Source organism: Hafnia sp. (assembly GCF_036648275.1).
Lineage (GTDB): Bacteria > Pseudomonadota > Gammaproteobacteria > Enterobacterales > Enterobacteriaceae > Hafnia > Hafnia alvei.
In genome coordinates, this window is the sequence record NZ_JAVXIQ010000031.1 from 1 (window position 1) to 24,084 (window position 24,084).

16 protein-coding genes, 1 other RNA gene and 1 pseudogene are annotated in these 24,084 nt (G+C 51.3%); 9 read left to right on the plus strand and 9 right to left on the minus strand.

Features of this window, described 5'->3' with window-relative positions:
- Nucleotides 1–59 precede the first annotated feature (59 nt).
- The 4 genes from nanK to gltB form a co-directional block, all read right to left on the minus strand.
- Nucleotides 60–944 carry an N-acetylmannosamine kinase gene (gene nanK / locus RSC70_RS18480; RefSeq protein ID WP_332543137.1) on the minus strand — a complete coding sequence of 295 codons (885 nt, stop codon included), beginning with the start codon at nucleotides 942–944 and terminating at the stop codon, nucleotides 60–62.
- A gap of 12 nt (nucleotides 945–956) precedes the next feature.
- Entirely contained in the window at nucleotides 957–1,637 is a 681-nt protein-coding gene (locus tag RSC70_RS18485; RefSeq protein ID WP_332543138.1) for an N-acetylmannosamine-6-phosphate 2-epimerase, read from the minus strand.
- 182 nt (nucleotides 1,638–1,819) lie between these two features.
- Entirely contained in the window at nucleotides 1,820–3,238 is a 1,419-nt protein-coding gene (locus tag RSC70_RS18490; RefSeq protein ID WP_332543139.1) for a glutamate synthase small subunit, read from the minus strand.
- A gap of 14 nt (nucleotides 3,239–3,252) precedes the next feature.
- Nucleotides 3,253–7,710 (minus strand): glutamate synthase large subunit, encoded by a 4,458-nt coding sequence (gene gltB, locus RSC70_RS18495; RefSeq protein ID WP_130987518.1) that lies wholly within the window; start codon nucleotides 7,708–7,710, stop codon nucleotides 3,253–3,255.
- A gap of 693 nt (nucleotides 7,711–8,403) precedes the next feature.
- Between gltB and RSC70_RS18500 the strand changes: the two genes are divergently transcribed.
- The 4 genes and pseudogenes from RSC70_RS18500 (at nucleotide 8,404) to mtgA (ending at nucleotide 14,070) form a co-directional block, all read left to right on the plus strand.
- Nucleotides 8,404–9,306 carry a TIGR01212 family radical SAM protein gene (locus RSC70_RS18500; protein ID WP_332543140.1) on the plus strand — a complete coding sequence of 301 codons (903 nt, stop codon included), beginning with the start codon at nucleotides 8,404–8,406 and terminating at the stop codon, nucleotides 9,304–9,306.
- A gap of 646 nt (nucleotides 9,307–9,952) precedes the next feature.
- Nucleotides 9,953–12,374, plus strand: a pseudogene (gene arcB / locus RSC70_RS18505) (aerobic respiration two-component sensor histidine kinase ArcB).
- A 308-nt stretch (nucleotides 12,375–12,682) separates the two neighbouring features.
- Nucleotides 12,683–13,336, plus strand: coding sequence for an isoprenoid biosynthesis glyoxalase ElbB (gene elbB / locus RSC70_RS18510; protein ID WP_040046159.1), 654 nt, complete (start codon nucleotides 12,683–12,685; stop codon nucleotides 13,334–13,336).
- A complete protein-coding gene (gene mtgA / locus RSC70_RS18515) occupies nucleotides 13,333–14,070 on the plus strand; it encodes a monofunctional biosynthetic peptidoglycan transglycosylase (protein ID WP_103008472.1) in 738 nt (245 codons plus the stop codon). The genes elbB and mtgA overlap by 4 nt, the downstream gene beginning before the upstream one ends.
- A gap of 76 nt (nucleotides 14,071–14,146) precedes the next feature.
- Here mtgA and dolP read toward each other — a convergent pair whose 3' ends face one another.
- From dolP to RSC70_RS18535, 4 genes are read right to left on the minus strand one after another with little or no spacing between them, the layout of a single operon-like run.
- Nucleotides 14,147–14,743, minus strand: a complete 597-nt coding sequence (gene dolP / locus RSC70_RS18520; protein ID WP_046360437.1) for a division/outer membrane stress-associated lipid-binding lipoprotein — start codon at nucleotides 14,741–14,743, stop codon at nucleotides 14,147–14,149.
- A gap of 10 nt (nucleotides 14,744–14,753) precedes the next feature.
- Entirely contained in the window at nucleotides 14,754–15,344 is a 591-nt protein-coding gene (gene diaA / locus RSC70_RS18525) for a DnaA initiator-associating protein DiaA (RefSeq protein ID WP_025801152.1), read from the minus strand.
- A 39-nt stretch (nucleotides 15,345–15,383) separates the two neighbouring features.
- Entirely contained in the window at nucleotides 15,384–15,794 is a 411-nt protein-coding gene (locus RSC70_RS18530) for a YraN family protein (RefSeq protein WP_046360466.1), read from the minus strand.
- Entirely contained in the window at nucleotides 15,752–17,797 is a 2,046-nt protein-coding gene (locus RSC70_RS18535) for a penicillin-binding protein activator (RefSeq protein WP_332543141.1), read from the minus strand. The genes RSC70_RS18530 and RSC70_RS18535 overlap by 43 nt, the downstream gene beginning before the upstream one ends.
- Before the next feature lie 62 nt (nucleotides 17,798–17,859).
- Between RSC70_RS18535 and rsmI the strand changes: the two genes are divergently transcribed.
- The gene (gene rsmI / locus RSC70_RS18540) at nucleotides 17,860–18,729 is read left to right on the plus strand and encodes a 16S rRNA (cytidine(1402)-2'-O)-methyltransferase (protein ID WP_040046162.1); all 870 of its coding nucleotides are present in this window, start codon (nucleotides 17,860–17,862) and stop codon (nucleotides 18,727–18,729) included.
- 25 nt (nucleotides 18,730–18,754) lie between these two features.
- Nucleotides 18,755–19,132, plus strand: an RNA gene (gene rnpB / locus RSC70_RS18545) — RNase P RNA component class A.
- A 60-nt stretch (nucleotides 19,133–19,192) separates the two neighbouring features.
- Here the strand turns inward: rnpB and RSC70_RS18550 are convergent.
- Complete coding sequence (locus RSC70_RS18550) at nucleotides 19,193–19,894, minus strand: YtjB family periplasmic protein (RefSeq protein WP_131392157.1); 702 nt, start codon at nucleotides 19,892–19,894, stop codon at nucleotides 19,193–19,195.
- A gap of 111 nt (nucleotides 19,895–20,005) precedes the next feature.
- Between RSC70_RS18550 and serB the strand changes: the two genes are divergently transcribed.
- From serB to nadR, 3 genes are all read left to right on the plus strand, one after another.
- Complete coding sequence (serB, locus tag RSC70_RS18555) at nucleotides 20,006–20,983, plus strand: phosphoserine phosphatase (RefSeq protein ID WP_025801157.1); 978 nt, start codon at nucleotides 20,006–20,008, stop codon at nucleotides 20,981–20,983.
- A gap of 183 nt (nucleotides 20,984–21,166) precedes the next feature.
- Nucleotides 21,167–22,549, plus strand: a complete 1,383-nt coding sequence (gene radA, locus RSC70_RS18560; RefSeq protein WP_046459233.1) for a DNA repair protein RadA — start codon at nucleotides 21,167–21,169, stop codon at nucleotides 22,547–22,549.
- A gap of 57 nt (nucleotides 22,550–22,606) precedes the next feature.
- Nucleotides 22,607–23,848, plus strand: a complete 1,242-nt coding sequence (gene nadR, locus RSC70_RS18565) for a multifunctional transcriptional regulator/nicotinamide-nucleotide adenylyltransferase/ribosylnicotinamide kinase NadR (RefSeq protein WP_025801159.1) — start codon at nucleotides 22,607–22,609, stop codon at nucleotides 23,846–23,848.
- Nucleotides 23,849–24,084: the final 236 nt, after the last annotated feature.

Below are 24,084 nucleotides of genomic sequence, written 5' to 3' on the forward strand. Positions count from 1 at the left end.
GGGAGATCGGCCTGTTGGTCAATATCGGTTATTTTTCCCAAAATCATAAAGCCATCCTTTTAATGTTTATTCTGGTTCTGTTCGGCAGCAAATAACGCGGCGCCAATCAGGCCTGCGTCATGTTTGTAGTGGGCAGAAAACACAGGGATATGAAACGGCGATGGCAATAAGGCAAGGCCGTTCTCGACCTGCTGACGATAATCTTGTGCCAAACCAACGCTGCCGCCTAGAACCACGCATTCCGTATCCAAAATGGCTTTAAGATTGGCGATCAGCTGGCAAATAGCCTGAGCTGAATGGGCTATAAGCCGCTGGGCTTGGTAGTTGCCGTTTTGTGCTGCGCTAAAAATCTGGCGCGCATCTTTTCCCAGCAATTCATTTTGAGCCGCGGCGGCAATCGCTCGGCCTGAAGCAATCGACTCTACGCATCCGGTGCGACCACAGCCGCAGCGAGGGCCGTTAGGATCGGCCTGCGTGTGACCGATGTGTCCTGCAAAAGCGTGAGGTCCGGTTAGGAGCTGGCCGTTGATAATCACGCCGCCGCCGACGCCGGTGGAAACCGTAATAAACGTGATGTGCTTAAATCGGTCTGCCAGATAGTGATATTCAGCCCATGCGGCGGCCTGCGCATCGTTTAATACCACACAGGGAAGTGCAGTTAATCGCTGTAGGGTTTGCTGCAATGGAAACTGATTGAGTCCACCGAGATTGTCGGGGTTAAGCGCGGTCAATATGCCTTGATCAATGATGCCGGTTGAGGCCACGGCCACGCGCTGCGCTTTACCTTGATAAGGCGCAACCAGCTGCGCTAAGGCTTCTTCCAAAGCCTGTGGTGATGAGCTGGCTGGTGTCGCGATTTCAAGACGCTGCGATATCTGACGGTTTACATCAATCAGCGCCGCGGCCAGTTTGGTTCCACCAATATCAATGGCGAGTATGTTCATCGTGCGCTCCGTCTAGCGTTTAACGGCGTGACTAAACCATTGGCATATATGCTCAATACGGGTAATCGCTGAACCTACGGTAACGGCCCACGCGCCGTGCTCAACGGCTTTAGCTGCAAGAGCAGGGGAGTTGTAACGACCTTCGGCGATCACTCGACAGCCTGCATGGCTGAGTGCTGACACCATCGTCAAATCCGGTTCCTCCGGTATGACTGGGCCGGTATAGCCAGATAGCGTGGTGCCAATAAACTCAACGCCTTTTTGCTGGCAGTTGAGTCCTTCCTCTACGGTTGAGCTGTCTGCCATCGCCAATAAACCATGCTGGTGGATGCGTGCAATAAGCGCGTCGATATCCACCGGGCGTGAACGGAAAGTGGCATCAAAGGCGATGATATCGGCTCCAGCCTCTGCTAGTGCATCGACGTCTTCGAGAAAAGGAGTAATGCGCACCGGTGAGTCGATGAGATCGCGCTTAACGATCCCGATGATCGGTACTGCAATATGCGGACGCACGGCATTCAGATTTTCAATTCCTTCAATGCGTATGGCAACCGCGCCCGCGGATACGGCGGCTTGTGCCATGGCCGCTACGATCTCTGGGCGATCCATTGGGCTGTTGGGCACTGGCTGGCAAGAAACAATCAATCCGCCCTGATCGCGCACGCATTGTTCTAAATCGGTTAAGAGTGACATTCTGCTCCATCCTGAAAATTTTTTTTGAAGTTAAACTCCAAAATACAATATGAGATGGAGCTATGCCGCTTCAAGTAAAAGGTGACTAAAACGTGAACAGCGTCATAAAGCAGAGGACAGACAGAATAAAAAACGGAGCCGAAGCTCCGTTGGGTTATGGGGAATTATGCGCTGATGACGTTCTACACTTCTAAATAGCTCATGATCCCTTCAGCCGCTTTACGGCCTTCCGCAATGGCGGTGACCACTAAGTCAGAGCCACGAACCGCATCGCCACCGGCGAAGATTTTCGGGTTGCTGGTCTGGAAGGCGTTATTGCTGCCTTCTGGTGCCACGATGCGCCCTTGTTTATCCAGAACTACATCATGTTCAGCCAGCCAGCTCATGGCGTGAGGACGGAAACCAAATGCCATTACCACGGCATCGGCATCCAGTATGTGCTCAGAGCCTGCGATAGGTTGAGCGCTACGACGACCCGCGGCATCAGGAGCACCCAGTTCAGTACGTATCATTTTCACCCCGCAAACGCGGCCAGCGCTGTTAAGCTCAACGCTGAGTGGTTGCAGATTGAACATGAACTCCACGCCTTCTTCTCGCGCATTTTTTACTTCGCGCTTTGAGCCCGGCATGTTTTCTTCGTCACGACGGTAGGCGCAGGAAACCTGCGTTGCACCTTGGCGAATAGACGTGCGCACGCAGTCCATCGCCGTATCGCCGCCACCGAGCACGACTACGCGCTTGCCTTCCATGCTAACGTAAGGTTCTTCTTCCGTGGCGGCGTAACCCATAAGCTGCTTGGTATTCGCAATCAGGAACGGTAGCGCATCGAATACGCCGCTGGCGTCTTCGTTCTCCAGACCGCCACGCATCGATTGATAGGTACCCACGCCAAGGAAAACGGCATCGTATTCATTGAGTAAGTCGCTAATCTGTACGTCTTTACCCACTTCCGTGTTCAAGCGGAACTCGATACCCATGCCGCTGAAGATTTCACGACGTTTGGTCATCACTTCTTTTTCCAGTTTGAAGGCCGGAATACCAAAGGTAAGTAGGCCGCCGATTTCTGGATGACGATCGAACACCACCGCCTGAACGCCGTTACGGGCGAGGACATCGGCACAGGCCAGCCCCGCAGGACCTGCGCCAATCACGGCAACGCGCTTGCCGGTTGGCTGCACGTGTGACATGTCGGGCTTCCAGCCCATCGCTAAGGCTTTGTCATTGATATAACGCTCAATGTTGCCGATGGTCACTGCGCCAAACTCGTCGTTTAAGGTGCATGAACCTTCGCACAAACGATCTTGCGGACAAACGCGGCCGCACACCTCAGGTAGGCTGTTGGTTTGGTGCGCCAGATCGGCGGCCTCCATAATCCGGCCTTCATTCGCCAGCTTCAGCCAGTTTGGTATGTAGTTATGAACCGGACACTTCCACTCACAGTACGGGTTGCCGCAAGACAGGCAACGATCGGCCTGCGATTTCGCCTGTGTTTCAGAAAAGGGTTCGTAGATTTCCACGAACTCGATCTTACGGATCTTGAGCGGTTTCTTTGGCGGATCTACGCGCTGTAGGTCAATAAATTGATAAACGTTCTGGCTCATATTCTTCTCCGCCCTTACTGCGCCTGTACCCGCAGCTCGGCTGCGGAACGACTACGGTGACCTAACAGTGCTTTTACATCGCTGGATTTTGGTTTGATCAAAGCAAACTTTGGTGCCCATTCAGGCCAATGTGCCAAGATCTCCTCGCCACGACTCGAACCGGTCAGTTGCACATGCTCGGTGATTAAACCGCGCAGATGCTCTTCGTGGATTGCCAGCTGTTCCATACCCAACACTTCAACCAGTTCTGGGTTAACACGTTTGCGGAATTCACCGTCCTCATCCAGTACGTAAGCGAATCCACCGGTCATGCCTGCGCCGAAGTTGATACCGGTGCGCCCCATGACGCAGACGATCCCGCCGGTCATATATTCACAACCGTTATCGCCGATACCTTCAACCACGGTAATAGCACCGGAATTTCGTACCGCAAAACGCTCACCGGCGCGGCCTGCTGCAAACAGCTTACCGCCGGTTGCACCATACAGGCAGGTGTTGCCAATGATGCTGGCTTCATGGCTACGGAAGGCGGAACCCACCGGAGGGCGAACTACGATCTTGCCGCCCGCCATGCCTTTACCAACGTAGTCATTGGCGTCGCCCGTTAGCGTTAGCTCTACGCCACCGGCGTTCCACACACCGAAGCTTTGACCGGCGGTGCCGGTGAACTGCGCCTTGATCGGATCGCTTGCTAGACCTTGATCGCCATGTTGTTCCGCAATGGCACCAGACAGCGATGCGCCAACGGAGCGGTCGGTATTGCGGATATCAAAGAAGACGGTTTTGCTTTGTTTGGCTTCGATATTGGCCTGTACCTGTGCCAATAATTCTTTGTTGAGCAAGCCCTTATCAAACGAGGGATTGCTTTCGGTGCAGTACACCGCTTTACCCGGTTTAGGTTCTGCCGTTTTCAGCAGCGCGGACAGATCCAGCTTGTTTTGCTTGGCGGTGAAACCGTCGAGCTCAAGCAGCAGATCGGTACGGCCAATCAGATCGACTAAACGGGTGACACCCAGCTCGGCCATCAGCTCACGGGTTTCGCGGGCGATGAATTGGAAGTAGTTCGCTACGCGCTCTGGCAAACCATGGAAGTGGTTGCGGCGTAGTTTTTCATCCTGAGTTGCCACGCCGGTTGCGCAGTTGTTGAGATGGCAAATACGCAGGTATTTGCAGCCAAGCGCCACCATCGGCCCCGTACCAAAGCCGAAGCTTTCTGCCCCTAAAATTGCGGCCTTGATAATATCGACGCCGGTTTTTAGCCCACCGTCGACCTGCAAGCGAATTTTATGACGCAGACCGTTGGCCACTAACGCCTGTTGAGTTTCAACCAACCCCAGCTCCCACGGGCAGCCAGCATATTTCACCGACGATAACGGACTTGCGCCTGTACCGCCGTCGTAGCCCGCGATGGTGATGAGATCCGCATAGGCTTTGGCAACGCCGGTAGCGATAGTGCCAACGCCTGGTTCAGACACCAGTTTGACGGAAATCAGCGCCTTTGGATTCACCTGTTTTAAGTCGAAAATCAGCTGGGCCAAATCTTCGATCGAGTAAATATCATGATGCGGCGGTGGTGAAATCAACGTTACGCCGGGAACCGAATAGCGCAGTTTGGCGATGTATGGTGTCACTTTGTCGCCCGGTAACTGGCCACCTTCGCCCGGTTTTGCGCCCTGAGCGACTTTGATCTGAATAACGTCGGCGTTGACCAAATAAGCAGGGGTTACGCCGAAACGACCTGAAGCCACCTGTTTGATTCGGGACACTTTATTGGTTTTGTAACGCGCAGGATCTTCGCCGCCTTCACCGGAGTTAGAAAAACCGCCTAAGCCATTCATGGCTTCAGCCAGTGCTTCATGGGCTTCTGGGCTTAGTGCGCCGATAGACATAGCCGCGGTATCAAAGCGTTTAAATAGCTCATTGGCAGGTTCAACGCTTTCGACGGGAACCGCATCGCCTTTCGGTGTGATTTTCAGCAGGTCGCGCAGCGTGGATACCGGACGTTCGTTCACCAACTTGGCATATTTTTGGTAGTCGCTGAACTCGCCGCTTTGTACCGCCGCTTGCAACGTATTCACCACATCAGGGTTGTACATGTGGTATTCGCCGTCATGAACGAATTTCAGCAGCCCGCCCTGATCTAACGGTTTACGTTTCAGCCATGCGCGTTTAGACAGGTTTTGCAGATCTTGCTGGAAATCACCGAATCCAGCGCCGCCGATACGACTAACCACGCCTGGGAAGCACAGGTTGCTAACGTCACGATGTAAGCCTACGGCTTCAAACAGTTTAGAACAGCGATAGGAGGCGATCGTTGAGATCCCCATTTTCGACATGATCTTGTACAGACCTTTGTTGATACCGTTGCGGTAGTTCAGCATCACTTCACGGTATTTTTTGTCGATAGCGTGGGAGTCAGCCAGCTTAGCCAACGTTTCATAGGCTAAGTAAGGATAGATAGCCGTGGCACCAAAGCCTAATAGAACGGCAAAGTGGTGCGGGTCACGTGCGCTGGCGGTTTCAACAATGATGTTGGCATCGCAGCGCAGATTTTTTTCGACCAAACGCTGTTGGATAGAACCCACGGCCATCGGCGCGGGTACTGGCAAGCGTTCTGCACTGATATTTCTATCTGACAGCACCAACAGTACGGCACCGTGGCGAACTTTTTGCTCGGCCTCTTCGCAGAGTGCATGAATTGCCTGTTGCAAATCGGTTTGCTGCGGATCGAACGTGAGATCAAGAGTATCCGCGCGATAATGTTCACTATCCTGCGTGGTGAGCTGAGTAAAGTCAGAGTACAACAGGATCGGCGATTTGAAGTTCAAGCGATGTGCCTGACCTTCCGCTTCGCTGAACACGTTCATTTCGCGGCCAATGCTGGTGGACAGCGACATCACATGCGCTTCACGCAACGGATCGATTGGCGGGTTGGTCACCTGCGCAAACTGCTGGCGGAAATAGTCATAAATGATGCGCGGACGGCTCGAGAGCACGGCAAACGGGGTATCATCGCCCATCGAGCCGGTGGCTTCTTGTCCGTTTTCGCCCAGCACACGCAGGATTTGATCTAACTCTTCGCTGCTATAGCCAAACTGTTTTTGGAACGTCAGCAGCTCATCGTCGCTCAGTTCACGTTTGCCGACCTGATCGTCTGGCAGATCTTCAAATGGAACGAGGCGCTTAACGTTGCGTTCCATCCACTCTTTATATGGATGGCGGCTTTTTAAATCATCATCGGTTTCGGCTGAATGCAGAATGCGTCCGCTACGGGTGTCGATCACCATCAGCTCGCCGGGGCCAACGCGGCCTTTTTCCAGCACTTCGTCTGGCTGATAGTCCCAGATCCCCACTTCCGACGCACAGGTGATGAGCTTATCTTTGGTGATGACATAGCGAGCAGGGCGCAGGCCGTTACGATCGAGGTTGCAGGCAGCAAAGCGGCCATCGGACATCACTATACCGGCAGGGCCATCCCACGGCTCCATGTGCATGGAGTTGAAGTCGAAAAATGCGCGCAGATCGGCATCCATATCTGGGTTGTTCTGCCATGCCGGTGGAACCAGCAGGCGCATGGAACGCACGATATCCATCCCACCGCTGAGCAGCAGCTCGAGCATGTTATCCAGCGAGCTGGAGTCCGAGCCGGTTTCATTAACGAAAGGCGCAGCGTCCTGAAGGTCTGGGATCAGCGGGGTTTTAAATTTATAGGTTCTGGCACGTGCCCATTGGCGGTTACCGGTGATGGTGTTGATTTCACCGTTATGGGCCAGATAGCGGAACGGCTGAGCCAGCGGCCAGCGCGGAACGGTATTGGTGGAGAAGCGTTGGTGGAACAGACAAATCGCCGATTCTAAACGCAGGTCAGCCAAATCGAGGTAGAAGCGCGGCAGGTCGGCAGGCATGCACAGACCTTTATAAATCGTCACCAGATTAGACAGGCTGCAAACGTAGAAATCTTTATCTTCAATACGCTTTTCAATGCGGCGACGAGCCACAAACAGACGGCGTTCCATATCGCGTGGACGCCAGCCCGCAGGCGCGTTAACAAATATCTGTTCGATGCGAGGCATGGAGGAAAGGGCGATTTCGCCTAACACATCCTCGTTGATAGGAACTTCACGCCAGCCGATAACCGACAGCGTTTCGTTTTGTAGTTCTTCCTCAACAATCCGGCGGCTGGCACGGGCTTCGTTTTCGTCTTGGCTGAGAAAGATCATGCCGACGGCGTAATTTTTGGCTAAACGCCAGCCACGCTCTTCGGCCACCATACGGAAGAAGCGATCGGGTTTTTGCAGCAGCAGACCGCATCCGTCGCCGGTTTTGCCATCTGCCAAAATCGCGCCACGGTGTTGCATACGCGCGAGCGCATGGATCGCGGTACGGACGACTTTGTGGCTTGGCTCACCTTCTATATGGGCGATCAGACCGAAACCACAGTTGTCCTTTTCAAGGGATGCATCGTATAGCATTTCTGTGAACCTCCCGAGGCTCTGCATTACTTTCCATCTTACTGCGAGTTGGATAGTGCATAACCATTCGGCACGCGCATCCGCCTCGGTTATTGCACTTTTGGCGTCTTTCCAGCAGTGGTCAATAACGTGTTTCGAGGGAGTCGTAAATGACTACATAAAAATGACGAGACATTAGCCCGTCTAGAAAAAGTCGTTAAAAAAACATTTAGCTTCCAGCGGTCTTTCAACTTATCTAGAAAGAGTACGTAGGTCAAATGTGGGGACGCTCACACTTTAGGAGATGCTGTTTTAATCCAATTACATGATTTTAAAATAAAAAACAGGTGTTTTTGCTGTTTCTGGAAGTCAAGCTAGGCCTAGCAAAATGTGAGCTGACTCACTGTAGTGCAAGGCTATTATTTATGCACCGTGCTAGAGCAATTCAGTTTAATAGTGAATTATATTGTAAAATTAAGTTTTCGCGTTGGTTATCACTATTTTTCATCTCAGCAACATCATTGTGTCAGTTGCTTGAAAATAATAAGAATTCTTTATTACCGATGCTTTGAATTTATTATCGTTAATAGTGATTTTTTATTCTCAATGACGATGGGGGATGGGATTGATCTCTATCAGCGCAGGCTATCGCGGTATGCGGTAGGATCTGCGCCCTCAGTTTTTTCGTGATGTGTACAGGCGACCTCCTAGATTATGCAGTTGCAGCAACTCGTGAATATGTTCGGTGCCGATCTTCAGCGCCGCTATGGTGAAAAAATTCATAAACTTACCCTTCATGGCGGTTTTAATTGCCCAAATCGTGACGGCACTTTAGGGCGCGGTGGCTGTACTTTTTGCAACGTCGCTTCTTTTGCCGACGAACAAATGCAGCGCCAGAGTATTGCTGAGCAGCTTGCCGCGCAGGCACGCAAGGTAAACCGAGCGAATCGTTACTTGGCTTATTTTCAGGCCTATACGAGTACTTATGCAGAAGTCTGTACGCTGAAGAACATGTATGAAGAGGCATTGCAGCAGGCAGATATGGTTGGGATTTGCGTGGGCACTCGCCCAGACTGTGTGCCGGATAGCGTGCTGGATTTGCTGAGCGAGTACCGTGATAAAGGCTATGAGGTGTGGCTCGAGCTTGGCTTGCAGAGCGCACAGGATAAAACCCTAAAACGCATCAATCGCGGGCATGATTTTGCCTGTTATCAAAAAACCACGCGTGCAGCGCGTGAGCGTGGTTTGAAAGTGTGTAGCCATCTGATTGTTGGTTTGCCCGGTGAAGCGAAAGATGAATGTATGCAGACGCTGGAGCGCGTGGTTGAAACCGGCGTTGATGGAATTAAGCTGCATCCGCTGCATATCGTTACCGGCAGCACCATGGCGAAGGCTTGGCAGGCGGGGCGCTTACGTGAACTCCCGCTGGAAGAGTATGTGAATATCGCGGGAGAAATGATCCGCCATACGCCGATGGATATCGTATATCACCGTATTTCCGCCAGCGCCCGCCGCCCAACGTTGCTAGCACCGTTATGGTGCGAGAATCGCTGGACGGGAATGGTGGAGTTAAATCGCTATATGCTGGAGTTTGGGGGGCAGGCTTCAGGTTTATAACGTGAGCGTCTTTAGGGCTACTGTGTAATATTCCGCCCGCCTGTTCATGCCGAGTTTCAATATCAGTGCTGTGTAGGCGTACGGGCAGAGACCACCAGCGCGTGGTCTCTGCACTCGCGCGCTTTTATCCGAGATGGCATCTTCGCTCCGGTTTGGTATCGCCCATCCAGGGCGCCCCAAACTCCGTCACGACATCCCTGTCGTGCCGGCTCTCCCTACGAATGCTTAAACTAAAAGCCGTCCACGCTTTTTGTTTTGATTTTGACCTTTCCGGCACGTTGTTCTTCAGCCGAAGGGAGGAATGTAGGCTAGGATTCGCCGACAGGGACGTCGGCGAAAGAACGGAGGAGCCAGGATGGCGATTGCCGTTCGTTCCGTTAAAGCCGGAATGACGATATGAGGGAACCTGCGAAGCAGGCTGAAAAACGGTGCCAAGCCGGGATGCAAGGCGGCGGCGATTGAGCCGCCTTGCTCGTACGCTTGCACTGTACTGATGTAAAAATTATGGCTTTTAAGCGTACGAAACCTTACACCGCTTTGGCAAAGTAGAACTTAACTTTTTGATATCCCATTTCAATCTCAGAAATCTCCCTTAACAATCGTTTTACGGTATGATTTAAAAGACCGTAATCCTAGGGAGTTGCACATGAAGCAAATTCGGGTATTAGCCCAGTACTACGTCGATTTAATGGTAAAACTGGGGCTGGTGCGCTTTTCCATCCTGTTGGCTTCGGTGCTGGTTATATTAGCTATCGTGGTGCAGATGGCTGTGACTATGCTTTTGCGCGGGCAAGTTGAGAGTATCGACGTTGTCCGCTCGGTATTCTTTGGTTTGCTGATCACGCCATGGGCCGTTTATTTTCTTTCCGTTGTCGTGGAACAGTTGGAAGAATCACGCCAACGCCTGTCTAAATTAGTGAATAAGCTGGAAGAGATGCGCTATCGCGATCTTGAGCTTAATCAGCAGCTAAAAAATAATATCGTTCAACTGAATCAGGAAATCGCCGAGCGTGTCAAAGCTGAAGAAGCGCGTTTGCAGGTGCTCGATACTTTACAGCACGAAATCGATCAGCGTGAACAAGCGCAAATCGAATTAGAACAGCAGTCGGCGCTGCTGCGCTCTTTCTTGGATGCTTCGCCCGATTTGGTTTACTACCGTAATGAAAATGAAGAGTTTTCTGGCTGTAACCGTGCCATGGAACTGTTGACGGGCAAGAGTGAGAAACAGCTGATCGGTTTACAGCCGGGTGATGTTTACGATGAAGATATCGCCAAAAAGGTCATTGAGACCGATGAGAAGGTATTCCGCCATAACGTCTCGCTGACCTATGAGCAATGGCTCGTTTATCCCGATGGACGCAAAGCCTGCTTTGAGCTGCGCAAAGTGCCGTTTTATGATCGCGTCGGCAAGCGCCACGGCTTAATGGGCTTTGGCCGTGATATCACCGAGCGTAAGCGTTATCAGGATGCGTTAGAAAACGCCAGCCGTGACAAAACCACTTTTATCTCCACCATCAGCCATGAGCTACGTACCCCGCTGAACGGTATCGTCGGCCTGAGCCGCATTTTGCTCGACACCGAGCTGAATCAAGAGCAGCTTAACTACCTTAAAACCATTCATGTCAGCGCCATTACCCTTGGCAATATTTTCAACGACATTATCGAAATGGATAAGCTGGAACGACGTAAGGTTCAGCTTGATAACCAACCAATAGATTTCACCGGTTTCCTGACAGATTTAGAGAACCTCTCTGGGCTGTTGGTACAGCCGAAAAAACTGGACTTCACCTTAGAGCCACAGCCTAATTTACCGCATAAAATTTTGGCAGACGGCACGCGACTGCGCCAAATCCTGTGGAATCTGATCGGTAACGCAGTCAAGTTTACCCAGAAAGGCGGCGTAAACGTGAAAGTGTGGCGTGAAAACGATGGGAAATTGTTCTTTGAAGTGAAGGACAGCGGCATCGGTATTCCGCAGGATGAACAAGATAAAATCTTTGCCATGTACTATCAGGTGAAAGATCAGAATGGTGGTAAACCCGCAACGGGCACCGGTATTGGTCTTGCGGTTTCCAAGCGTTTAGCGCAAAACATGGGCGGCGATATCGTGGTTCGCAGCACTCCGGGAGAAGGCTCATGCTTTACGCTCTCGATCGATGCACCTGTGGTCGAGGAAGCGCTATCGCCACAGCCGGAAGATGCTGAGTTACCGCTGCCGGCTCTGCATGTGCTGTTGGTGGAAGACATTGAATTAAACGTTATCGTGGCGCGTTCCGTGCTGGAAAAATTAGGCAATAGCGTTGATGTTGCGATGACGGGACAGCAGGCGTTGGATATGTTTACGCCGGGTGAATACGATCTGGTGCTGCTTGATATTCAGTTGCCAGATATGACGGGGTTGGATATCGCTCGCAATTTATGTGAGCACTACGATGATTTGCCACCGCTGGTGGCGTTAACGGCTAACGTGCTGAAAGACAAGAAAGAATATCTTGATGCTGGTATGGATGATGTATTGAGCAAACCGCTATCGGTTCCGGCTCTAACCGCCATGATCAAGAAGTTCTGGGATGAGGCGCCGAAGGCTAAGGAGAAAAAGGTGGAGAGTAAAAAAGTGACCCACAATACCGAAGACCTTTTAGATACTGACATGCTGCAACAGTACATTGATTTAGTCGGGCCGCAACTCATCTATCAAAGCGTTGAGATGTTTGAAAAAATGATGCCAGGCTATTTGGCGGTTCTTGAGTCCAATATGACCGCTCGCGATGAGAAAGGCATTACTGAGGAAGGTCACAAGATCAAAGGCGCTGCGGGGTCTGTGGGTTTACGCCATTTACAGCAGGTTGCTCAGCAGATCCAAACCTCATCATTACCTGCATGGTGGGACAACGTTCAGGAGTGGGTTGATGAGCTCAAACATGAATGGCGTCATGACGTGAAAGTGTTGAGAGATTGGGCGGATAAAGCGACCAAGAAATAGAAAAAATGACCCCAGCCTAGGCTGGGGTGCGCAACGACTGCGCCAACACCAGGGAAACAGGGTGTCTACGCTTAAGTTTTTCTAAAGGTATTGCCTTGAAGCAATTGCGTAAACATAACTTATGAGTTTCACGCGAAGCCGAACCAACATACCAACATGTTTTACTGCGTGTTAGTTGATTCATTAAAATGTGTGATGCAGCCTAGTGTTTCCTAATACAAACGTTTTAAGGATTGACTTAACTCTAGATAGTTACTAGGAAAATTCCAGTAAAAATGTTCCTTTGCATTGAGAAAAAGCAAACTGTTAAATATTTCTAATGCTTAGCATGCATACCTTTAACTTTGTTAAGTGTTGAATAAGTATGCTGAGTCACCATTTTTGGAGAAAGAAATGAAAAAAGTCGGTGTGGTTTTGAGTGGCTGTGGTGTTTTTGATGGTGCTGAAATTCATGAGTCGGTTTTAACTCTGCTGGCCTTGGATCGCGCAGGCGCTCAGGTTCACTTTTTTGCTCCGGATAAGCCTCAAATGCACGTGATTAATCATCTGACCGGTGATGAGAGCCACGAAAGTCGCAATGTGTTAGTGGAATCTGCGCGTATCGCACGAGGTGATATCAAACCGCTTTCCCAAGCTAACGCAGAAGAACTCGACGCGTTGATCGTTCCCGGCGGTTTCGGTGCGGCTAAAAACCTGAGTACGTTTGCCGTGCAGGGCGCTGAATGTTCCGTTGATGCCGATCTGCAACGATTGGTTCAACAGCTGCATCAGGCGGGTAAACCGCTGGGCTTTATGTGCATTGCACCAACCATGCTGCCTAAATTGTTAGGCGTGCATGTGCGTTTAACGATTGGCAACGATCCTGATACCGCTGAGGCCATCGATAAGATGGGCGGCGAACACGTTGTTTGCCCGGTGGATGATATCGTGGTTGATTTAGAGCAGAAAGTTGTCACCACACCTGCCTACATGCTCGCAAACTCTATCAGCGAAGCGGCAGCAGGGATTGATAAACTGGTTGCGCGGGTGCTGGAACTGACTGAATGAAGAAGCGGCGCAGGCAGGGAAATGGCTTGCTGATGCGACTGCGCTTTTGGGCGGTCAGAGCAGTTCTCGCCGTGGTTGGTCTGTGGGCTGCGGGGATTGTTATCTTTGCTTTTTTGCCGGTTCCATTTTCCGCGGTGATGGTTGAGCGCCAGTTGGGCGCTTGGCTTAGCGGCGATTTCGGCTACGTTGCCCATCAAGACTGGGTGCCGATGGATGAAATATCTCCCTATATGGCGTTAGCCGTGATTGCGGCTGAGGATCAAAAGTTTCCTCAGCATTGGGGTTTTGATCTTGGCGCGATTGAATCTGTGATCGACGGCGGCGACAAAGGGGATAAGCCCGTGCGCGGCGCATCAACGATTTCTCAGCAGACGTCTAAGAATCTGTTTTTATGGGATGGCCGCAGCTGGGTGCGTAAAGGATTAGAGGCTGGTCTGACGCTGGGCACCGAAGTGGTGTGGACTAAACGCCGCATATTAACCGTTTATTTGAATATAGTGGAGTTTGGCCCCGGCGTTTTTGGCGTTGAAGAAGCCGCCAGACGCTATTTCCATAAACCAGCCAGCCGCCTTACCGCATCTGAAGCCGCTCTTTTAGCCGCCGTATTGCCCAATCCGCATCGATTTAGTGCCAAGGCACCTTCCGGCTATGTGTTACGCCGGCAGCAGTGGATTTTACGCCAGATGAGACAGCTTGGCGGTGAAGGTTATCTGAAACAGAATAAGCTGTATTAGGATTGAGTTAACCGATCCGAGCCGACAAATAAAAAACCCCGTATCAACGGGGTTTTTTATTATTGTTTTTTTGACGTTACTTCAACACGGTAAATGCCGTGGTCACATGTTTAACGCCGCTAACCTGACTGGCGATTTTCGCCGCTGCTTGGCCTTCTTCCTGCGTGACCAAGCCCAGCAGGAACACTTCACCATTTTCCGTCGTTACTTTGACGTTAGACGATTTAACCGCATCGCTGGTTAACAGCTGGGAGCGAACCTTAGTCGTGATCCATGTATCGCTTGAGGCCGTGCCTAAGCTCACCGGTTTACCGGTACGGATTTCGTTGTAGACAGATGTTGTGCCGTCAACGCCCATGGCTATCTGTTTGGCTCGGGCGCCGAGATCTGCCGTTGGTGCCTGACCGGTTAAGAGAACGGTGCCTTGATAAGCGGTGGCAACAATACGAGCTTCTTTCTTCAGCTGTGCATCTTTGCCTAGCGCATTCGATACGCGAGCTTCGAGCGTACCATCATCGACCTGTGTCCCTACGCTGCGGGGATCGGTGGCGGTTTTCGTGGCCACGGCAGCACTGCCAACAACGGCAGCGGCGATACATCCCTGGAGCAATAGCGCACTCATTACAACGAATGCGATAGGAAAACAGCGGGTGAACGGGGAACGCTTAGTCATCGAGACTCCTTCAATCATCCTGATGGGGGAACAACGTATTATCAATTAAGTCACAAAGGCAGTTAACCGTAAGCATATGCATTTCTTGTATGCGTGCGCTACGGTGTGAAGGGATGCGGATTTCCACATCCTGCTGACCAAGTAAACCGGCCAGCTCGCCGCCGTCATAGCCTGTCAGTGCCACAATCGTCATATCGCGGGTTACCGCGGCTTCTACGGCTTTCACGATATCGCGGCTATTCCCGCGCGTTGAAATTGCCAGTAACACATCACCTGCATGGCCGAGTGCGCGAACCTGTTTGGCATACATTTCATCATGCAGTCGATCGTTGCCTATGGCAGTTAAGACCACGTTATCGGCATTTAGTGCAATCGCCGGTAAGCTTGGACGCTCGGTTTCGTAACGGTTGATCATGCTGGCGGCAAAATGCTGGGCGTTTGCGGCAGAGGTGCCGTTACCGCAGCAGAGAATTTTATTGCCGTTCAGTAATGACTGTACCAGCGTCATTGCTGCACGCGAAATAGCGTCAGGCAAGGCTTCAGCCGCAGCAATCTGAGTTTGAATACTTTCTGTAAAACAGCCTTTGATTCTTTCCAGCACGGTAAAATTGTCCATTGGTTCAAGGCGCGACGGGCGAAATTATTCGGCCGCTGCAAATGCGTTTGGCAACCATTGTAACTGGCTACCGGTGATTGCCAAAACATCAAAGCGACAATCCGTGGTGTCGAAGCTGCCACCGCGTTCCGCCAACCAGATTGCTGCGCTGTGCAACAACCGGCGTTGTTTGGTGTAACTGACTGACGCAGCAGCGTCGCCATAAAGAGAGGTGCGGCGATAGCGAACTTCAACGAAAACCCACGTTTCGCCATCGCGCATAATAAGATCTAACTCGCCGCCACGTAGCGTGACGTTGGCGGCGTAAAAATGAAGTCCGGCACGTTCAAGATATTGGCGCGCAATCATTTCATACTGCGCACCAATTTTGCGTCGGTCTACTTTTTTCCTACTTATTGCATCGGCACTATGCTTCCTGCACGGTACTGGAGCCATGGCAACTTCCTGTTGATGACGCAGTTGCTGTCTGCACTGAGAACACCGGTGGAGCCATTCAATTGGAAACCACCAATCTGGCGCATCTGCGAGAAGTGATTTGCCAGCACCCAAGCATCGGCACCCATGGCATACAGGCGAACCAGAGAGTAGTCATTTTTGAACTGAGCTGCGGCTTGCTGCAACAACGCTGGGTTGCTTCCCGCCAGCAACGGAATATCGCTGAACTGCAATCCGTCCATTTCTAAACGGAAATCAGGGCCAGAACCTGCTTGGTAGCTGCGTGAGCTCGCGTACAGGCCTAATCCGCTATGCGAACCGTTAGCCAGATCAATCATCGGCTTAATTAACGTTAGCTCTGCAGGCGTAGCGATGATGTATACCGCATCGACTTTACCGCTGGAGGTGGAAACCGCGCCAGCATCAGCCGGAGGCGCAGGAATAGTTAAACCAGCAATGGTAACGGATTGAGGCTGTGAGGCTGAGGCCACCATCACGGGTTGCCCAGTCATGCGAATACCTGTGCCGCCGTTAATCGACTGACGCAGTTCACCTGTTGAGCCAAAGCCCTGTTGTAACACGGTTGAACCACCCAGTTGCTGCCATTCCTGAGCAAAGGCTTTCGCTACGCGATCGCCTAATGAGCCACGTGGGGTCAAAATGAGCGGGGTACGTTTGCCTTGATCCCAAATATGTTTAGCCGCATCACGAGCTTCATTTTCAGGAGACAGCGCGAAGTAGCAGATATTGGGATTATTTTGCACCTGTTCTGGCTGATTCAGCGCCAGTACGTTTAACGGCGTGCTGCCAGCGGAGAGCTGATCGACGTTTTCTTTCAGCAGTGGACCAACGACTAACGTCGCACCGTCTTGCTTAGCCTGAGCTAGCAGGGCGGGCAGTGGCTGAGAGCTGGTGTCATACACTTTAATCTGCGCATTGCTGGCAGACGGCGGCACGATAGGGGCAACAGGCATGCCGTCAGCGTCGGTTTGTGCAGCAGCAGGCGTAGCTTCTGCTACGGGCGCGGCTCCGCTGGTGCTGACTGCGCCGTTAGCGTTAGGATCAGTGCTGGTTGGCTGGGCGGCGTTGGCATCGTCTGGGGCTGCCGCTGGCTGTGGCTGACTTGGCGCGCTTTGGGTGATAACGCCATTTTTAGCGGCGTTAAAACCTGCTTGGATCGCGTTAGCGAAAACCTGTGCCTGACCGTTTAGTGGTAACAGCAGGGCCACGCTTGAAGTTGATGCCTGTTTAAAATTCAGCACATTATCCAGCGCGGTTGGTAAGACTTTGGAGGCCGGATTGTTTGGATAGCGAGTTTGCCAATCTTTGATCGCGGCTTTTAGTAGGCTTGGATCTTGCTTGTTGTCTTGATACAGACGCAGCAGATCCAGCCAGCCTTGCAGAATATTTTCGTCGGCGTTAATCACCAGACTATTCAGGTCTGCCTGCGTTAGCTTAGTTAATGCAGCCCAAGTACCATTGATATTTTGCAGACGTTGTTTGTCATTGAGCAACGGCTCTTGAGCAATATAGGCGCGAATAACCGGCAATGAGGCTTTGCCTTGGCTGGCGTCGATCACCGCTTGGTAGTAGCGGGCTTTCTGGCTGTTAGACAGCGCGTCGACGTTTAACTTGGCTAAAATCGCCGAAGCGTTAGGCATGTTTTTTTGCGCGATGCTGAGCTCAGCGCTAACTAACTGCTGTTCCTGACGTTGGACATCAGTTAGCTCTTGCGGTAGTTTGCCCAGCAATTCCACCGCTTGTGGGAGCTTTCCTTCGCGGATCAGGGAACGAATGGCGAGTAATTGCCAGTCAGCCTTGTTATCATCGCTGCTCTGCTGCATTTGTTGCAGGTAGTATTCGGATGAAGACGTTGCTTCAGCCTGAATATCTGCCGCTGGTGTCTGTGGAGCTCGTCCCGGGCAACCCGCCATTAACATAGCGGCGAGTACGACGGGGATAATGCGTCCGGACTTGGTACGGACAATGAGTGAGGAAAGCATACTGTATCCAGTGCAGTTTTTTCAAAGATGCTCAATATTAAATCGGTAAACCGGATGAAACAATGAATCAAGACGATCAAGCTGTAATTTCTGCTGCAACGCTGTATGTCGTTCCTACGCCAATCGGGAATCGCGGTGATATTACCCAGCGAGCGTTGGATACTTTGCAAGCGGTCGATTTGATAGCAGCAGAAGATACGCGACACACTGGCCTACTGCTACAGCATTTTGCTATTAATGCCCGACTATTCGCTTTGCACGACCATAACGAACAACAAAAAGCAGACCAGCTTATTGCAAAACTTCAAGAAGGTCAGAGCATTGCGTTGGTTTCTGATGCGGGCACGCCACTGATTAACGATCCGGGCTATCACTTGGTTCGTCGCTGTCGTGAAGTGGGTATTCGCGTAGTTCCGCTGCCGGGTGCCTGTGCCGCAATTACCGCGTTGTGTGCGTCTGGCATTGCGTCCGATCGCTTCTGCTATGAAGGTTTTCTGCCTGCCAAAACAAAATCGCGTAAAGACACGCTTCAGGCTTTGTTAGAAGAGCCTCGCACGCTGATTTTCTATGAATCAACGCACCGTTTGATTGATAGCCTGAAAGATATGGTTGAAGTCATGGGGCGCGACCGCTACGTGGTGTTAGCGCGTGAGCTGACCAAAACGTGGGAAAATATCCACGGTGCGCCAGTCGGTGAGCTACTCGACTGGGTATTGGAAGATGATATGCGTCGCCGCGGTGAAATGGTGCTGATCGTCGAAGGCCATAAAGCCGATGAAGATGCATTACCAGCCGATGCACTACGTACATTAGCATTGCTGCAAAAAGAGCTGCCGTTGAAAAAAGCCGCGGCTTTAGCCGCCGAAATTCACGGCGTGAAGAAGAATGCGCTGTATAAATACGCGCTTGAGAATGCAGAGGGTGACAAATAGGGCGTAATGCCCTATTATCCGCCGCGGAGTTGACTAGACAGTCGCCGCTTCATTGCCGTCCCCTTCGGGGAGACAGATGGAGGGGAGGAAAGTCCGGGCTCCATAGGGCAGGGTGCCAGGTAACGCCTGGGAGGCGCAAGCCTACGACAAGTGCAACAGAGAGCAAACCGCCGATGGCCCACGCAAGTGGGATCAGGTAAGGGTGAAAGGGTGCGGTAAGAGCGCACCGCGCGGCTGGTAACAGTCCGTGGCACGGTAAACTCCACCCGGAGCAAGGCCAAATAGGGGTTCACAAGGTACGGCCCGTACTGAACCCGGGTAGGCTGCTTGAGCCAGTGAGCGATTGCTGGCCTAGACGAATGACTGTCCACGACAGAACCCGGCTTACCGGTCAACTCCCTCATTCGTTAAAAAGCCCCGTGAAGCATATGCTTGGCGGGGCTTTTTGCATTCAGAGATTTAATTACGGTTTCTTCGGGTCTTTTTCCATTGTGTCAGGACGTTCGGTGGTAGAATCATCATCGTTTTGATCCTCAGGATCTTCTTCCACCGGCGTATTTGCCGTCAGTAAATAGGTTGATTGTTGCCAACGTGAACGACGCGTTTGCAGCAGTGAGCGCGCCAAGATAATGCCAATCGCCAGCGACAGTAACATCATCAGACGCAGCAGGTTCGTGGTGTTATCCACCTGCTGAGATTCCGTGGCTAATACATGGGTATCCAGCGTTAAGCGCAGAAAGCCAATTGGGCCATCTTTAGCTTTAATCATTTGCACGATTTGATGATTGAAATAGCTGCCAGCGCGCTTTCCATCCAGTGCCAATCTGTCGCGAACGGCTACCTTTTCGCCGGAACGAGCAACCATGGTGCCATCAACGTCATACACACTGGCGTCTAAAATACGACTATGCTCTGTCAGTCGATTCAGTATCTGAGTAATTTTGTCGCTGTCGGGATCGTCATTGCCGGTATTCATCAACGGGATGAGGCGATCGGAAACCTGTTCGGCCAGCGTTTGTGCCAGTTCTTCAACCTGCTCAGAACGCGCCATTTGGTGGCTCAAACTGAAATAGGATGCTCCCTGCATCAAAAGCACCAATAAGGCCAAACAAATCAGCACAATAGCGGTGCGGTGTAGCCTGAATTTAATTTTAGCCTTAACCATAGCTAGCCCTATAAGACGTTTATTACTTTATGTTGCCAGAAGCCTTACCGATAGGATAGCTTGATGCTCGGTTTTGTGGTGGCGAATGAAGTCTTCCAAGGAGTAGTTGTTATGCCAAACAGTCTGACTTATTGCGATTTGCCAGCAGAAATTTATCGTTGGCCGGGTTTACCCCTTTCTCTCAGCGGCGACGAAGTCATGCCGTTAGATTATCGCGCAGGTCACACCGGATGGCTTCTTTATGGACGCAATCTGGATAAGACCGCGTTATGCGCCTTTCAGCGCCGCCTTGGTGCCGCCATGGTGGTGGTGACCGCATGGTGTATTGAAGATTATCAGGTGATCCGTTTAGCGGGAAACCTGCCGTCGCGGGCGAAAAAACTGGCCGATGAGCAAGGACTGGATATTGCTACGCTGGGTAAAATTCCGCATCTTCGCACGCCCGGTTTGTTGGTGATGGACATGGACTCCACCGCGATCCAAATTGAATGCATTGATGAAATTGCTAAGCTGGCCGGTGTGGGTGAAGAGGTTTCTGAAGTCACCGAACGTGCGATGCGCGGCGAATTAGACTTTAAAGCTAGCCTGCGGGAGCGTGTCGGTAAGCTGAAAGATACCGATGTTTCGGTGCTAGAAACGGTGCGTTCTTCGCTGCCGCTGATGCCTGGTTTGACGAGTTTAGTGCGTAAACTTCAATCGTTAGATTGGCATGTGGCCATTGCCTCCGGTGGTTTTACCTATTTTGCCGATCACCTCCGCGATCGTTTTGATTTAGTGGATGCGGTGTCCAATCATCTGGAAGTTAAGGATGGTAAACTTACTGGCAAAGTGATCGGCCCGATTGTGGACGCTCAGTACAAAGCTGAAACCCTAATAAAACTTGCCGAGAAATTGGAGATCCCGCTGTCACAAACCGTTGCGATTGGCGATGGTGCCAACGATTTAAAAATGATTCAAGCGGCGGGATTAGGTGTGGCGTTTCATGCGAAGCCGAAAGTTTATGCTCAGGCCTCGGTGGCTATTCGTCATGCTGATTTGATGGGCGTGCTGTGCGTGCTGAGTGCGAGTTTGAAGCACGAGGAGCGGTAATTTTCCGCCCTTTCAGCCTCCCCCTATCAGGGGGAGAAGCGCACGGTGTAGCTTCTCCTTTCTCTTTTATTTAAAGAGCGAGGCCATCGCTGCAAAGTCTGTATAAAAAAACAGTAATATTCTCCCATCTCCTGTTAGAATTCCCCCTATCAATTTGTGACTAAAACCGTTCTAGGAGTCTCCGTGGCGAAAGCAATTAAACGAGCCTTTGTTTGCAACGAATGTGGTGCTGATTACCCGCGTTGGCAGGGGCAGTGCAGCGCCTGTCAGGCGTGGAATAGCATTACTGAAGTGCGCTTGGCGGCTTCGCCAGCGGTGGCGCGTGCGGAACGGTTGTCTGGCTATGCGGGCGATGCCGGCGTTAGCAAAGTTCAAAAACTCTCGGATATCAGCCTTGAGGCGTTGCCACGCTTTTCAACCGGATTTGCGGAGTTTGACCGCGTATTAGGCGGCGGCGTGGTGCCGGGCAGTGCGATTCTGATCGGCGGTAACCCCGGCGCGGGGAAAAGTACGTTGCTGCTGCAAACCCTGTGTAAATTATCTCAGCAAATGAAAACGCTGTATGTCACCGGGGAAGAGTCATTGCAGCAGGTCGCGATGCGAGCGCATCGTTTGGGTCTGCCCACTGATGGCTTGAATATGCTGTCAGAAACCAGCATTGAGCAAATTTGCCTGATCGCGGAACAAGAGCAGCCGAAGCTGATGGTTATCGACTCCATTCAGGTGATGCACATGGCAGACATTCAATCGTCGCCGGGCAGCGTGGCGCAAGTGCGTGAAACGGCAGCGTATTTAACCCGTTTTGCTAAAACGCGCGGTGTGGCTATCGTGATGGTAGGCCATGTGACCAAAGATGGCTCGCTGGCGGGGCCGAAAGTGTTGGAACACTGTATTGACTGTTCCGTGCTGTTAGATGGAGACGCGGATTCTCGTTTTCGCACCCTGCGCAGTCATAAAAACCGTTTTGGTGCCGTGAACGAGCTGGGCGTATTTGCCATGACAGAACAGGGGCTGCGTGAAGTGAGCAACCCTTCGGCAATCTTCCTGAGCCGTGGCGAAGAGATTACCTCCGGAAGCTCTGTGATGGTGGTATGGGAAGGTACGCGCCCGCTGTTGGTTGAGATTCAGGCGCTGGTGGATACCTCGATGATGTCAAATCCGCGCCGCGTTGCGGTGGGGCTAGAGCAAAACCGTTTAGCGATTTTGCTGGCGGTATTGCATCGTCATGGCGGCTTGCAGATGGCGGATCAGGACGTTTTCGTTAACGTGGTAGGTGGCGTGAAAGTTACGGAAACCGGCGCAGATCTGGCGCTGCTGATGTCATTAGTCTCTAGCCTGCGCGATCGCCCGTTGCCGCAGGATTTAGTGGTATTTGGTGAAGTCGGGCTGGCGGGAGAAGTTCGCCCGGTGACCAGCGGTCAGGAGCGTATTTCTGAGGCGGCAAAACATGGCTTTAAACGTGCCATCGTTCCACATGCCAATATGCCGAAAAAACCGTTGCCGAATATGCAGGTTTTTGGGGTGAAAAAGCTGTCTGACGCCTTGGATGTTTTGCAAGATTTATGATGATAACGGCGGCACTTGTGCTACTTTTGTTTAGCTAACTAAACAGAGGAAGCGCGAATGTCGCAATTTGATTATCTAAAAACCGCCATTAAGCAAAAAGGCTGCACGCTACAGCAGGTGGCGGACGCTAGCGGAATGACCAAAGGCTACTTAAGCCAGCTGCTAAACGAGAAAATCAAAAGCCCGAGCGCACAAAAGCTTGAGGCGATTCACCGCTTCCTCGATATTGAATTCCCACGCAAGGTTAAAAGCGTCGGCGTGGTGTTTGGGAAGTTCTATCCCCTGCACACGGGCCATATCTATCTTATACAACGCGCATGTAGCCAAGTTGATGAGCTGCATGTGATTTTGTGCCATGACGAACCCCGCGATCGTGAGCTGTTTGAAAATAGCGCGATGTCACAGCAGCCAACGGTAAGCGATCGACTTCGCTGGCTGTTGCAGACCTTCAAGTATCAAAAAAATATTCGCATTCACTCCTTTGATGAACAGGGGATCGAGCCTTATCCCCATGGCTGGAAAGTGTGGAGCGATGGCATGAAGGCGTTTATGGCGGAAAACGGGATTACTCCGAGCGTGATTTACTCGGGTGATAGCCAAGATGCGCCGGTGTATCACGAGTTCTTTGGTATGGAAACTTTGCTGATTGATCCTGAACGTTCGTTTATGAATATCAGCGGTGGGCAAATCCGTCACGATCCCTTTCGCTATTGGGACTATATTCCTACCGAAGTGAAACCTTTCTTTGTCCGTACCGTGGCGATCCTCGGTGGTGAATCCAGTGGGAAATCGACGCTGGTCAATAAGCTAGCCAATATCTTTAATACCACCAGTGCTTGGGAATATGGTCGCGATTATGTTTTCTCACATCTTGGTGGCGATGAGATGGCGCTCCAATATTCTGATTATGACAAAATTGCCTTAGGTCACGCGCAATATATTGATTTTGCGGTGAAGTATGCGAATAAGGTGGCTTTTATCGATACCGATTTTGTTACCACTCAGGCGTTTTGCAAAAAATATGAAGGCCGTGAACACCCATTTGTGCAGGCGTTGATCGATGAGTATCGCTTTGATCTGATTATTCTATTGGAAAACAATACGCCGTGGGTGGCTGATGGCCTACGTAGTTTAGGAACTTCGACAGAACGCCGCGAGTTTCAGGATTTGCTTGAGCAGATGCTGCGGAAAAATAATATGGAGTTTGTGCGCGTTGAATCCTCTGACTACGACGAGCGTTTTCTGCGCTGCGTTGAACTGGTGAAACAGATGTTAGGGGAGAGCGGTGAGCGCTTTTAGTCCGTTAAAGGGATAAAGTCTGAGAGCCGCGTGACTTTATTATGTGATCTATTGTTATTAAGTGTGTGTTTCTCCGACAAGAAGTATTCCTTATTTGAATAACTTCGTTTTTTATATTTAAATTTATAATGCTTAAGCGGCTTTATTCTGTGTCATCTATGGTTTGAATCTGTTTGGTGTTTTTCTTCTAATTGATTAATATGGTTTTTTCAATGCGTTCAATACCCTTTTTTATA

What these genes read in the sequence shown, in the direction of transcription:
- nanK (WP_332543137.1), bottom strand. Translation starts at nt 944, where the DNA reads ATGAACATACTCGCCATTGATATTGGTGGAACCAAACTGGCCGCGGCG.
- RSC70_RS18485 (WP_332543138.1), bottom strand. Translation starts at nt 1,637, where the DNA reads ATGTCACTCTTAACCGATTTAGAACAATGCGTGCGCGATCAGGGCGGA.
- RSC70_RS18490 (WP_332543139.1), bottom strand. Translation starts at nt 3,238, where the DNA reads ATGAGCCAGAACGTTTATCAATTTATTGACCTACAGCGCGTAGATCCG.
- gltB (WP_130987518.1), bottom strand. Translation starts at nt 7,710, where the DNA reads ATGCTATACGATGCATCCCTTGAAAAGGACAACTGTGGTTTCGGTCTG.
- RSC70_RS18500 (WP_332543140.1), top strand. Translation starts at nt 8,404, where the DNA reads ATGCAGTTGCAGCAACTCGTGAATATGTTCGGTGCCGATCTTCAGCGC.
- elbB (WP_040046159.1), top strand. Translation starts at nt 12,683, where the DNA reads ATGAAAAAAGTCGGTGTGGTTTTGAGTGGCTGTGGTGTTTTTGATGGT.
- mtgA (WP_103008472.1), top strand. Translation starts at nt 13,333, where the DNA reads ATGAAGAAGCGGCGCAGGCAGGGAAATGGCTTGCTGATGCGACTGCGC.
- dolP (WP_046360437.1), bottom strand. Translation starts at nt 14,743, where the DNA reads ATGACTAAGCGTTCCCCGTTCACCCGCTGTTTTCCTATCGCATTCGTT.
- RSC70_RS18530 (WP_046360466.1), bottom strand. Translation starts at nt 15,794, where the DNA reads ATGGCTCCAGTACCGTGCAGGAAGCATAGTGCCGATGCAATAAGTAGG.
- RSC70_RS18535 (WP_332543141.1), bottom strand. Translation starts at nt 17,797, where the DNA reads ATGCTTTCCTCACTCATTGTCCGTACCAAGTCCGGACGCATTATCCCC.
- rsmI (WP_040046162.1), top strand. Translation starts at nt 17,860, where the DNA reads ATGAATCAAGACGATCAAGCTGTAATTTCTGCTGCAACGCTGTATGTC.
- RSC70_RS18550 (WP_131392157.1), bottom strand. Translation starts at nt 19,894, where the DNA reads ATGGTTAAGGCTAAAATTAAATTCAGGCTACACCGCACCGCTATTGTG.
- serB (WP_025801157.1), top strand. Translation starts at nt 20,006, where the DNA reads ATGCCAAACAGTCTGACTTATTGCGATTTGCCAGCAGAAATTTATCGT.
- nadR (WP_025801159.1), top strand. Translation starts at nt 22,607, where the DNA reads ATGTCGCAATTTGATTATCTAAAAACCGCCATTAAGCAAAAAGGCTGC.